Annotated in this window: 8 protein-coding genes; 5 read left to right on the top strand and 3 right to left on the bottom strand. The window is 44.8% G+C overall.

Features of this window, described 5'->3' with window-relative positions; translation table 11 throughout:
* Nucleotides 1–5 precede the first annotated feature (5 nt).
* Nucleotides 6–1,316: a 6-phospho-beta-glucosidase gene (locus MHI51_RS01370; protein WP_076275915.1), complete on the top strand. Its 1,311-nt coding sequence runs from the start codon at nt 6–8 to the stop codon at nt 1,314–1,316.
* 549 nt (nt 1,317–1,865) lie between these two features.
* Here the strand turns inward: MHI51_RS01370 and MHI51_RS01365 are convergent.
* Nucleotides 1,866–3,206 (bottom strand): PLP-dependent aminotransferase family protein, encoded by a 1,341-nt coding sequence (locus MHI51_RS01365; RefSeq protein WP_076275914.1) that lies wholly within the window; start codon nt 3,204–3,206, stop codon nt 1,866–1,868.
* Nucleotides 3,207–3,348: 142 nt separating this feature from the next.
* Here MHI51_RS01365 and MHI51_RS01360 point away from each other — a divergent pair, with 142 nt between their 5' ends.
* Entirely contained in the window at nt 3,349–4,272 is a 924-nt protein-coding gene (locus MHI51_RS01360; protein ID WP_076206086.1) for a DMT family transporter, read from the top strand.
* A gap of 96 nt (nt 4,273–4,368) precedes the next feature.
* Here MHI51_RS01360 and MHI51_RS01355 read toward each other — a convergent pair whose 3' ends face one another.
* Nucleotides 4,369–5,016, bottom strand: coding sequence for a hypothetical protein (locus MHI51_RS01355; RefSeq protein WP_076275912.1), 648 nt, complete (start codon nt 5,014–5,016; stop codon nt 4,369–4,371).
* Between the two features lie 160 nt (nt 5,017–5,176).
* Here MHI51_RS01355 and MHI51_RS01350 point away from each other — a divergent pair, with 160 nt between their 5' ends.
* The 3 genes from MHI51_RS01350 to MHI51_RS01340 all read left to right on the top strand — a co-directional run bounded on the left by MHI51_RS01350 (nt 5,177) and on the right by MHI51_RS01340 (nt 8,692).
* The gene (locus MHI51_RS01350) at nt 5,177–5,914 is read left to right on the top strand and encodes a response regulator transcription factor (RefSeq protein ID WP_076126944.1); all 738 of its coding nucleotides are present in this window, start codon (nt 5,177–5,179) and stop codon (nt 5,912–5,914) included.
* A complete protein-coding gene (locus tag MHI51_RS01345; protein ID WP_076275911.1) occupies nt 5,892–7,244 on the top strand; it encodes a cell wall metabolism sensor histidine kinase WalK in 1,353 nt (450 codons plus the stop codon). The genes MHI51_RS01350 and MHI51_RS01345 overlap by 23 nt, the downstream gene beginning before the upstream one ends.
* A 692-nt stretch (nt 7,245–7,936) precedes the next feature.
* Nucleotides 7,937–8,692 carry an SDR family NAD(P)-dependent oxidoreductase gene (locus tag MHI51_RS01340; protein WP_038568170.1) on the top strand — a complete coding sequence of 252 codons (756 nt, stop codon included), beginning with the start codon at nt 7,937–7,939 and terminating at the stop codon, nt 8,690–8,692.
* A gap of 99 nt (nt 8,693–8,791) precedes the next feature.
* Here the strand turns inward: MHI51_RS01340 and MHI51_RS01335 are convergent, their stop codons facing one another.
* Nucleotides 8,792–13,099 (bottom strand): glycosyl hydrolase, encoded by a 4,308-nt coding sequence (locus tag MHI51_RS01335; protein WP_405173498.1) that lies wholly within the window; start codon nt 13,097–13,099, stop codon nt 8,792–8,794.
* Between the last annotated feature and the right edge of the window lie 223 nt (nt 13,100–13,322).

Genomic DNA, 13,322 nt, shown 5'->3' with positions numbered 1-13,322 from the left:
TAATCTTGGCAGCTAACCAAGGATTAAAGATTGCAGTTATCGGTGGAGGTTCTTCGTATACCCCAGAATTAGTAGAGGGATTCATTCTTCACTATAAAGAACTTCCCGTGCGCGAATTATGGCTTGTAGATATTGAGCCTGGTCTTCGCAAGCTGAATATTGTAGGTAACTTGGCAAAACGTATGGTGGAGAAATCCGGCCTTCCGATTGAGGTTCATCTGACAACAGACCGCCGTAAAGCGATCGAAGGCGCCGACTTCGTCAGCACTCAGATGCGTGTCGGCATGCTTGATGCCCGTGCCCGTGATGAGTCGATTCCGCTCAAATATGGCGTTATTGGCCAAGAAACAACAGGTCCTGGGGGAATGATGAAAGCACTGCGCACCATCCCTGTTATTCTGGATGTATGCCGTGATATCGAGGAACTGGCTCCCAACGCATGGCTGCTCAATTTCACTAACCCTGCTGGGATGGTCACCGAAGCCGTTCTGAAATATTCTAAGGTAAAAAGTATTGGCCTGTGCAACGCACCTATCGGCCTGATCAAGCAAGTCTCTGCCAAATATAATGTAGCAGCAGACCGCGTATATGCCGAATTTGTGGGCCTCAACCACTTGCACTGGATTACTCGTATCGATGTTGAAGGTGAAGACAAGCTGGATGATATGCTTGCAGATACAACCAGCTACAGCGCTAAGAACGTACCGGCAAGAGAATGGGACCCGGAATTCCTGCAATCCCTTCATGCACTGCCCTCATACTATTTAAAATATTTCTATATGACCGATGCCATGCTCGAAGAGCAGATGGACTCCCATAAGCAAGGCATTAACCGTGCTGAAGTCGTCAAACGTGTAGAAGAAGAGCTCTTCGAGCTTTATGGTAATCTAGAGCTAAGCGAGAAGCCGAAGCAGCTGGAACAGCGCGGCGGTGCTTTTTACTCAGAAGCAGCTGTTAATCTCATGAGATCGCTTCATAACGGATCAAACGACATTCAGACCCTAAATGTCGCTAACCGTGGCATATTGGACTTCCTGCCAGATGACGCCAGCATTGAGGTGAACTGCGTGGTCACCAAAAACGGCCCGCTACCTCTGCCACTGACCAAAATTCCAACCATGGCTAAAGGACTCATTCATGCTGTCAAAACCTATGAACAGCTGGCGATTGACGCCGCTGTAACCGGAGACCGCGCCCTTGCCCTTCAGGCGCTCGCACATCACCCGCTTGTTCCGTCCGTGGACGTAGCGATTCGGATGCTGGACGAAATGCTGGAAGCTAATAAAGAGTTCCTGCCGAACTTTTTTGCGAATTAATTCATACCTCCTATCGAGAAATAACTAAAAGAGACCGAACCCGGTCTCTTTTTTTGCGCTTGTTGCTGATACTCGCTACCGAAGCAAAGATAAATAAAGCATCTTGGTAATTTGCACTTAGCGAATTCGCTATCGGACACAGCTGACCTTAAAAGCGGCTTTTTCACATTTTTAGAGTGCTAGCGGACCCCATAGCCGTTATTAGCATGAAAACCACCCAATATAACCCCTTTCTAATTGAATAGCGGCGCTGGTGTCCGAAAACCTGCTCCAAAGGCTAAAAACTAGCAAATAACGTTATCTGGGTCCGCATGACTCGGCCGAAGATTGCACAGAAAATGTGTTCGGATATTTATAGAAGAACCAGAGATTACTGCGAGTTGTACCGATAATGAGATCTGCTGTCCATCAGTTCACTGCTGCCAGATTTGCCAACGACCCACAACGCAAAAAAACGATCCCTGTTACTGGAGGAACGCTTTTTTGTTTCTACTCCAATGGGCTCCCAGCATTTCCACCATTATCATCCACTCATTTATTGCTGCGCTCTCAGCGTATTTCTTGCATTACCTGTTCAATGCCAAAGCGAATATCCGGCTCTTTTACACTGGATACATTGAGCTTTAGAATCTTCTCTTTATTAAAAGAGGGCAGATACCCGCTGTCCGCCATTTCGATGCGAATGAACTTTTTTTGCAGACGTTTGCTCATCTGTTCTGTCTTTATGCTGTCACTAAGCTTCAGATACGTATGCACACCAAGCTGGCCGGTTGGATGGTAGGAATAATGCTGTGCTGTCGCTGTATCTAACTCTCTCATAATCGATTCATGGAGCAGCGTGGATCTTTTTTCGTAGCAGGAACGCATCTTTTTTCGGTGGCGCTCGAACATTCCGCTTTTCAGATACAACTCCAGGGCAGCCTGAGACAGCATAGAGCTATCTATATCCATCAGTCTTTTGAATCGGTTAAAAGAGTCACACAGGACCGCTGGCAGTACAGCGACACCGACACGCAGACCCGGAAATATAATTTTGGAAAAGCTTTTCAAATAGATCACATGGGAAGCATCGTCATAAGCGTAGATCGGATCCTCTTTTGCATCCTGCTCCAAGTCCGCCATGTAGTCATCCTCAACGATGTATACATCGTATTTAGCTGCTAGCTGAGCAATCGCCTTCTTCTGGGGACGGGTATAGGAGACGCCAAGCGGATTATGAAATCGCGGGACGGTATAAAAGAACTTGAACTGGCCTGTCTTAAATAACCGTTCTAATTCATTCAAGTCCACCCCAGCATCCGAACGCTTTATCCCCTCTGTCTCAATGCCATACGTCTTCAGATATTCCATAAAAAGCGGATAACCCGGCTGCTCAATCAGCACTCGCTGCCTGCCATTCGGAAAAGGAATTCGGGTCAATACGCCAAGCGCCTGCTGCACACCTGAGGTAATAAAAATCTGTTCCGGATTGGCAAATACCTGATAAGAAGCCAGATGCCGCTGCATTTCACGAATAAGAGAAGGAAGCCCCTGCGGCGTTCCATAGATGAACAAGTCATTGCGGTACATATCAATCGCTTTATTAATACAATGTTGGAAATCCAGATACGGAAAAATATCCGGGTCGGGTGCAGACACCGTAAAATCGATCCAATGTGCACCTTCGTCTTTTCGCTGTCCGCTTCGTTTCATGACATAATAACCACTTTTTGAGGCGGCATAGATTAAATGTTTGTCCTGAAGATCCTGTAAAGCGCGAATTACTGTACTTTTACTACATCCATAACGTAAGGACAACTCCCGGATAGACGGTAATTTATCTCCCTCACGATACGTATCCTCGGCAATTTGCGCTTCCAGCTCGTTGATTAACTCCGAATACTTATACATCCCTTTCACCTTCCTCCAAGCTTATTCTGTACCGGTACAGATGAATAATAATTACATTGTAGCACAGCTACTCTAGCCTTAGAATAAAGAGCAGAACAGGACCGGTACCTAAATGCGCGCAACACTTTGGAGGTCTTTACTAATGAATACATCTTCTACTCAAAAAGCGATAGCAGCAGCTGTCATGAATGCGATTATCGTCGGGTTTTCCTTTATATTTGTAAAAATGGCCCTAACCGTCTCGGATCCTTTTGATACGCTAGCTCATCGCTTCACGTTATCTTTCCTTGCCGCTTCTTTATTTACTTTTCCAGGGTGGGGGCGGGTGAAGTTTGGAATATCCAAGGCAGCAGTGATAATCCCACTGGCTTTAATGTATCCAGCGTTATATTTCACCCTTCAGGCGTATGGACTTCTGTATACAACCTCCGCTGTAGCGGGTATTATTCAGGCGACAATGCCCATCTTCACCATCCTTTTGGCGGCGATGTTCTTGAAGGAAACCACGAGCAGCTTCCAAAAGATCTCTACATTAATCTCAGTTGCAGGCATTATTCTTATCTTTGCCATTCCAGGTTTGAGTATCTCTTCTTCTAGTCTTTGGGGCGTCTTGCTCATCCTAATCTCAGCTTTATCCCTTGCCGGTTATAATGTTGCGGCTCGAAAGCTGACACGTACCTGGAGTCCCAAAGAACTTACCTATATGATTACTTTGTTCGGATTTATATTTTTTAATGGACTGTCGATCATTAAGCATGGTTCGGCAGGAACCTTGGATCAGTATTTCACACCTTTTCAAGAGCCCAAATTTATATTCTCCATGCTCTATCTCGGCGTACTCTCCTCCCTCGTGACCTCCTTCCTCTCCAACTATGCTTTATCACGGATGGAAGCTTCACGCGTGAGCATTTTCGGCAGTCTTTCAACAGTTGTCTCTATTCTCGGTGGTGTACTTCTGCTGAATGAGCAACTGGAATGGTACCATTGGACCGGTACAGTGATGATCATCGCCGGGGTGATCGGTGTGAACTGGCGGAAGCAAGTAAGGGCCAAAGGCAAAGCGTGAAGATTGATATGCATACAAAAAAGACACCCCGCGAGGTGTCTTTTATCTTTACCCTTTTCAGTATCTCTATTCTGTAGCAAGCCTCACTAATCGCCGTTATTTGGCTGTTTCAAGCTCCTTGATCTTCTCTTTATATTGATCCAACAGATTAGCTAAAGCTTCCTTGATCACAGTCACATCTTTGGATATAGCGGCACTATTCAGATCATCTTGGGCTTTGAAAAAAGCTTTATCCGCGTCGCTAAGATCTGGAATGGAAATAGCAATTGAAGTCGCGTCTACAGCTTTCATTGAAGTAGTGATATTGCTATCTACCTGCATATCATCGACTACAGGTATTACTTCAAGGTTACGACCAGCTTCAATATATCCTGCAGGTAGAGCTTCGGTGGATAGTATTTCTTTAGATAATTGAACTCCCTCCACCAGTTCCGCAGGCACAAGCTCGGCAAGTGCGGTTACACTAAATCCAGCAACCTTATAATACTGATCCAAGGTGTTCTTCCAATCTTCTTGGGTATTAGGTGCGTAGGTCTTAGCCAACTCTAGGGGATCTACCCAATCAATAGTGGTTACTTTAGTGGCAATTGTTCCTTTAGAGGCAGCAGTAACCACGGCTGCAGCCGTTGTTTTCGTGTTTCCGTCTTGCGCTCCACTTGCTGCGTTCGTTGCAGACGGTGCAGCAACGGCGGACACTAGCAGGGCGGACAGCGCTAACTTTTTAAATAACATCTGTTGATTCATAAATACAACACTCCTCGTCGAATCGAATGATCTTACAAGACCAAGCTTACATAATGGGTGTGGCAGAACATTGGTTAATTTGTGGAAAAACAATGGCAGCCGCCCTTACCCACCTCTGGATTGATATAATTGTAGGAGAATAATTTGGAGGTAACCCGAAATGAATAATCCATATCTCATTGCCGTAGTCGACGATGATGAACATATACGCAATCTTGTTGAAGCTTATTTACAAAAAGAAAACTACCACACCATCGGCCTTGGCAGCGCTGAGGAAGCATGGACCTTGTGGCAGACTAGCCCCCCGGATATGTGGGTACTCGACGTTATGCTCCCCGGCATGGATGGTTATGAGTTCTGTAAAAGGATTCGTAACGAAGCCGAAGTACCGATCATTATGATCTCCGCAAGAGATAATGAAGTGGATAAAATATTAGGATTGGAGCTTGGCAGTGACGATTATCTAGTCAAGCCGTTCAGCCCTCGTGAATTAGTCGCCCGGATCAAACGGCAGCTTCAACGCTGGTACAAAATGAGTAATCAGGCCGAAAAATTGAATAGTCAGACCACTTCCACCCGTCTTGAAATCGACCAGCTTCTACTATTGCCGGAAGAAAGACGTGTATTTTGGTGTGGTGAAGAGGTAGACTTGACCAGCAAGGAATTCACCATGCTAAAAGTATTCGCTGATGCCCCTAACCGGGCATTTACAAGAGATGAGCTGCTGAGCTATGTGTGGGGGGACGACTATTTTGGAAGTGATCGCGCCGTGGATCATCTCATTAAACGGATGCGCAAAAAACTGGAGCATTTGCCCATTGAGGCTGTATGGGGACACGGATACCGCATGAGAACAGATGGGGGTGAGCATACGAATGAAACTAGCACATCAGATTAATTTAGCCTTTAGTATTGCATTGGTATTGCTACTATCTATTACTGCAGTCGTGATCCATTTTGTACTACTCAACCATTTTGTCGGAACACAAAAAGAGGATTTAAGAACCATTGGTGCGGCGATGTCAGTTACATTGACTGAAGAAAGTAAATACATCGGGGAGATTGGCACTCAGCTGGAAGCTCTGCCGGTGACCATACCTTCTCTAAGCACTGCAGGCGTCGAAGCCATTCTTAGCGATGAGACAGGAAAAGTCTTGTCCACATCATCAGAGATGAGTTCAATTGCAATAAACTATGATGCCAAGAGTGTCACAGGCCAAGCCACTGAGCTCCAGAACATTTGGAATGGAACAGATACACGGTATATTACTGAAGTGAAGGCTACACCTATAGGCACGCTAACTCTGCTAACCCCTATGAGCGCAGTCACTGCTATTGAACAAGCTTTGCTCAAAAGACTGCTGATCGTTTTCAGCGCAGCGGGAGCATTTATGTTCCTATTTGGCCTATTTATCACCAAGAAGATGATTCAACCTCTAATGAGGCTGCAACTAGAACTCCGCAAAGTCAAAGAACGGCACTTCTCAGATGTTAAATTAATTAAAGCTGGTGGAGAGCTTGGATCTGTCGCTCAATCGGTATATGACATGGCAGATGAATTAAATCGTTTCAACCATGTGCAGAAACAATTTTTCCAGAATGCGTCTCATGAATTAAAAACTCCCTTAATGTCCATTTCCGGCTACGCTGAAGGGATTAAGGATGGTGTTTTTGAAGGTGAGAATGTAGTAAAAGGGCTAGACATTATCATGAGCGAAAGCAGCCGCTTGAAGAAGCTCGTGTCCGAAATGACTTTACTTGCGAAGCTGGACAGCGAGGAAGATATATTCAAGCCTACGGTTATTTGTTTAAAAGATCTACTGACAGAAACCATCGAACGAATGAACCCTCTATTAATGAAAAAAGAATTAACCCTCCATATCTCCCACGATCATCAAGATTCTCTTACGATCCGTGCGGATAGGGATAAGCTGCTACAGGCGCTTCTTAATGTAGTTTCCAATGCAGCACGTTATGCTAATCAACATATCTATATCCATGTTTCGGTCAAGGAGGGCCGGGCTCTGTTATCCGTAAGTGACGATGGCCCTGGAATTTCGGACGATCTGCTTCCCTATCTCTTCCATCGTTTTGTAAAAGGAAAAGACGGAGAATCCGGACTTGGACTGGCTATTTCCCGCGCAATCATCGAGCGTTGTGGAGGTCAGATCAGCGCAGGCAACCGAAGAAATGGCGGTGCGGTAATCTCGATGGGGTTTCCTTTATAAATATCCATAAGAGGCTGTCTCAAAAGTAGTAAACTCTACTTGGGGCAGCTTCTTTTTTATGGAATAGAAAAGTAATGGATTTTACTGTGCCATATGACTATATACCACGCGTAGTGTTCTCTGATATTGCGTTGGGTGGTTGGACGGTGGGCGGTTGGGCGGTGAGCGGTGGGTGTAGGCAGTGGGCGGTGGGCGACTTGCTAGGTGAGTTTTTCATACGGCTTGCGGTAGGGTTTAAACTAATTAGGGAAAAACTCCCTGAAAATAGCCGATATTCACTCTAAATGCACGAAATCAGGGAATTCCTCCCTAATAATTAGGGGGATTTCTTAATTAGTTACTAAATCGGCCGAAAATCAGGTAAGTTTTCCCTAATTACTCTATAAATACTTCACTTATTGCATCACTTGCAGCATCACTTGGTGCGACACATGAATCATCAATTGCTCATCACTTGGTGCGCCGCTTAATTCAATCGCTCAACATGTACATAAGAGCTGGAACAGGCCTCATCAGCTACTTGAACATTCATCGTCGGTCACCATCTATATTTTTACTGGTAAATGATGCCGTTTCTACTTCATGGTAAATATAGCTACTATTTTGGGTAATATATAGTCGAAGTAACAATTACACCTTACCTCTGATAAGAGTTAGATACTACATTTTTTTCACAAAAAGGAGATACCAACATGAGCAGACTTGCAGGAAAAGTAGCTATTATTACTGGTGGAGCAGGCGGTATTGGTAAAGGGATGGCCCTGGCTTTTGTTAAAGAAGGCGCTAAGGTAGCTATTATTGACCTCAATGAAGAAACCGGCAAAGAAACAATTAAAGAATTACAAGAATATCAACCTGAATCTATCTTTATTCAAGCGAACCTCAAGGAACACGATAAAATAGCTCACCTTGTTAAACAAGTAGCTGATAAATTTGGAAAAATAGATATTTTAGTAAACAATGCCCACGCATCCAGAATGAAATCTATTGAAGAAACTACACAGGCTGATTTCGATTTATCTTTTGATACAGGCTTCTATCCAACCTTCTATTTTATGCAAGCAGCACTACCGTATTTAAAAGAAACACAAGGTAAAATTATTAATTTTGCATCGGGCGCTGGCCTCAACGGGGATACCAATCAAGGAACATATGCTGCTGCAAAAGAAGCCATCCGTGGAATTACCCGGGTAGCCGCTAATGAATTTGGTCCATTTGGTATCAACGTAAACATCATTGCTCCAATTGCTAATTCCCCTGGCATGATTGAATGGGCAGAAGCAAACCCTGAGTATTACCAAAACATGATTTCAAAAATCCCTTTGAGAAGATTGGGTGAACTGGAAAGTGATATTGGTCGTGTTGCGGTATTCCTAGCGAGTGAAGATTCCGATTATATTACGGGCCAGACTATCATGGTAGATGGCGGGTCTATTAAGCTTCGTTAATTTCAAGCAGATACTCGACTTAAAATGAATAAATTTGATGCTAAATAAATAAGCCGGAAGTGAACATCGTAAAATGTTCGCTTCCGGCTTTACTACTTTCTATTTAATCGTGATTTCGTCCACATATACGGTAGCACTACCTACTGGATCAGTTGCTGTGGTCATGACTTGAACGCCAATCGCTTGGGTCAAATTACGATCCGCTACCTTGCTGATATCCAGTGTTATTGTAGTAAATCCATTGGCATCTACTGGTGTAGCCGTAGAAGCAGTCCATGTTCCCCAGCTTGAGCCACTTTGGGTAAACAGCTGAGCCATTACACCGCTAACATCGCTTGCATCAATAGGTACAACCTTGATTTTAAGCGTAATTGTTGATGCATTCGCTAAGTTGGTAACCACCATACGACGCAGCTGGAATTGCCCTCCATTCAATGTTAAGTCCGCTTGCATCGAATGAGTTCCCTCAGCATACACAGCATTGCTCACCGATAGATTCTGAGCCAGCGCTGTATTATATTTATTATTTTCATCCACATTGATGCTGAAGCCTTGCAGTGTATTGTCCTCGAAGCCATAGACGACAGCTTCAGGTGCGGTACCATTCTTCAGGGTCCGAACATCATCCAGATACAGCGTAGAAGTTCCCGTACCACTGAATCCCTCGAGCTTGATACCTATGGCTTTTACACTATTAAGATCTGCAATACCTGCCAAGTTGAGCGAAACCGTAGTAAATCCGCTCGAATCTACTTTCACAGCTCCACTGTCAGCCCAAGACCAGGTTGATCCCGTCTTAATATACAAACGTGCATCCGCTGTTCCGTTCGACAGTTTAATTTGTGCGCTTAATTTATCTACCGCGCTCAGATCCAAACTGCCATTTTTGCTGAGCTCAAAAGCTCCACCTGAATCGAGTGAGAACAAGGAGCTTAACGAATGAGTTCCTTCAGCAGCCTCATCAGTCGAGATCACTGCCGCGCTTGCACTCGCATTATTTTGCTCTACTGTCCAGTCCTGAGTATCTTTTTCGAAACCATACAACAGCTTCGCCTGTTCTGGCGTGCTGCCAGGGCCTTCGCCCCCGTTAGGAACGCCACCCGTTCCATCATTAAACGCTGCAATATCGTCGAAGTACAGCGTACCAGACGTACTTGCTACTATGTCCTTTTTATTTACGTAGATAGACACTGCCCGAATGTCCTTAAGGTTCTCTTTAGTGATTACTTTACCGGCATTTCCTGTATCCCATGGCGCTGGAGCGAACTGGCTGAATGGAATTTCCACCAAGCCAGGTGTCGTACCTGCCAGTGAAGGATAAGCTTCAAAAGAAATGCCGCTTGCATTGACCTGAATAACAAGCTTGTGGTCGCTGCCATCAGGTGCAATCCAGAGCTTCAATTTGTTGGCGTCCGACCAGTCGGCATTATTCATGTTTTTGGTACGACCTGTATAACCTTGGCCATCCACATTATAATCGAATCTCAGGCCATACTTGCCATCATTTTTATGGTCCGCATCAAGTGAGATCGTATTTAGATCACCCGCAGGACTTAATGCCGCACGAAGTAATTCATCATTCCCTTTGTAATTCTCAAAAGTATCTACAATCAATGGGTCCCCATTGCCCTCTACGTCACTTACAAAGATTTGGATCGTTTGTGAAAGTACAGAACCATCCTTTGCATAGGACTTAACAGTAAGCATCACGCCAGATTCGTCGAAGGCTACACCTGGTGTCCAATCTGCCAAGTAATAGAAACCTTCTGCGTCAGCTGCCATGCTGTACTCTGTTGTGTCATCCCCAATCAGGTAGGTTACTTTATCTACGTCCTGATTCAACACACGAACACGAAGGGTCGATGTTTTTGTCGTGGGCACTGTTTGGTTTGCCGTTGGTGAGGCAATGTGTAAAAAAGGTTGCTCGGCTTCTGTAGTTACCTGTTTCGAATACGCATCCGCAATAGCCACTTCATGGCTGAAGCTTGTATACGGATCATTATAATAGTCTACAAAATCAGGGAGCAGTTCATGATCCCCTAGCCCGTTTGGAGCATTTCTATAAGGGACAAAGATAGAATCTGTATTGAAATTCGCCCAAGTCTGCATGTACGCCATCCGTTTAGCATCCGGATCAGACTGCAGTGCAGCGATTAGCTTGGTAAAGAATTTCAGGTCCTTCGTTCCAGTTGGCTTCACACCCGAATAACCGAACTCAGTAAATGCTGCGATTTTCCCCTTATCATCCGCCAGCTTCGAGATCAGCTTAGCATCCTTCACGACTGAATCAAACCAACCCTCAGTGGTTCCGTCATAATAATTATCGAAGCCAAGGATATCGACATAGTCATCTCCCGGATACGTCTCAAGGAATGTCGCATCTGTGCCGTTAAATGGACTTCCCGGTGAGAACGCATATAAGAAGTTATGCACATCTTTTTTGTCCCTTAAGTATTCAACGGTATAACGATAAATTTCAGCATACTGCTCCTTCGTACGGTAAGGCGCACCCCACCAGAACCAGCCACCATTTTGCTCGTGGAATGGACGGAAAATGACTGGAATAGCTTTACCATCATCATCTTTTAAGTTATTCGCAAAGTCCGCAATCATATCCAGGAATGCATTAAACTCTGCATGTTTGTCACCGCCGGGTAATATATGCGTAAGCACATTCCCTTTGGTGTCATAAAAGTCCTTTCCTGTGACGAAGTTCGGCATATGCGAGCTTAAAGTAAGCACGCCGCCTTTTTCATAAGCAGATTTCATCACGCCGATTAATTTATCACGATTCTCCAGCTGGGTTGCACCTAGATCGCCTGGTTTCTCAAAACCTTCAAGACTAAGCGTATCCCAGCCGAACAGCCCCGGAAGGTCGCCTACTGCATTCTCGACCTCAGACTGCGTTCCGTCCTTTTCAGTAATAGAAAGTCCTTCTGTAGTAGCATGCTGATGTCCAAACAAGATCTCACTGCCGCGGATATCCTGTAAATAGGCGAATAGCGATCTAGTCTCACTACTTGCATCAACATCCGCTAAATTCTCGATACGTCCCACAGGACCCGTCGGGTCTGTCGGTGTCGGTGTTGCTGTTGCTGTCGGTGTCGCTGTTGGTGTCGGTGTTTCCGTTGGTATTGGTGTCGCTGTAGGTGCCGCGGTTGGATTAGTCGGACCTGCCGGCGTTGTTGATGAGCCTGATGCCGAGGTAGGCGCTGGGGTAGTCGTTGCTACAGGACCTTGATTGCCTTTGATAATGACAATTGTGCCAGGAGCAATGGGCTTACCGTTCAACGTTACTCCTGTTGCTTTAACGTCCGCTTTTGCAATGTCGCCCTGACCGGAAAGAGTGGTTCCAGTCGCTTTGACAGCTACGTTTAGATTAGCAATCGATGCGCCTTCACCTAGGATCAGCCCCACAGTGCTATTTAGAATTCCCGTGGTGATCATCGTCCCAGTTCCAAACTCCAGTCTTGCTAGACTATCTACCGTTAGCTGAGAAATTTGGGTTGTACCACTCGTGAGGACACGAACCTCACCCTCTTTACGATTTATATTTACTTTGCCTAATGAGCTATTCTTAATAAGAATGGAGTTTATACCGCCACCTGCAATAAATGTGGTGCCCGTAACCTTAATACCCTCAAGGGTCACTTCGCCGTTACCGATCCCAGCAGTTAGATACAGGTTTCCGTTTATCGTTGCATTTTTTAACACAACACCATCCTGATTAACGACTACATTCCCAGAAACTATTCCTCCTTCAAAGCTTCCAGATTGCGAGTAATAACTCTTCACTATTTTATTAATTAACGTTATAACTTCGGCACGGGTGATCCTTCCAAGCGGCTTAAAGGTTCCATCCTCATACCCTGTAATCAAACCTGAGAGCGCATGAACTGCATCCTTAGCATAAGCCTGAATCTGAGCGGAATCACTAAATCCGCTCATCGATGAAGCGCTTTCAGTAGCTTGAAGAGTAAATATCCGAGCCAACATCGTCACCGCATCCTGACGCGTTATATAATCAGTAGCTTGTGCTTTATTCTCTGAGTATCCTTCATAATACCCAGCATATCGTGCCAACGAAAGCTGATCTGCATACCAATCGGTCGCTTTTACATCGGAAAAAGATTGATCTGACTTCATATAGAAACCAAATACCTTATTCAAGATCGTAGCAAACTCAGCTCTTGTAATTCCTTCATTGGGATGAAAAGAACCATCCTGATACCCGTTTAATACGCCATTTTCTACCCACTTCGCAATATTTTGTTGTGCCCAGTGACCCTGTGTATCACCGAATCCCACAGTCGATGGCGCTGCTGCTGCAGAAATTACAGAGGGGAAAGGAGACATTATCATTGCACAGGCAAGTATACTCCCCAGCCACTTTTTCGCTTTTTTCATTCCTAATTCTCCTTCGAAAATGAATGGATTTGATAATAAGAATAGCCAACCAGCTGTTATGAACCCAATAACTATCTGTCCTTATAGAAGACAATTACAGACCTACTCGCTAACTATTCACCTCCACATATTCAGCTTCGTTATTAATAACAAACACTAACAAAATACTTTAATTTCGTTAGATATTTCGGTATATGCAAGATTATAGCGGTTACATTGGCAT

Origin of the sequence: Paenibacillus sp. FSL H8-0260, from assembly GCF_045040625.1 — a bacterium.
Classification (GTDB): domain Bacteria; phylum Bacillota; class Bacilli; order Paenibacillales; family Paenibacillaceae; genus Paenibacillus_AQ; species Paenibacillus_AQ odorifer.
Note: the sequence above shows the minus strand (reverse complement) of the source record. Positions and strands in the feature narration are given on the sequence as shown.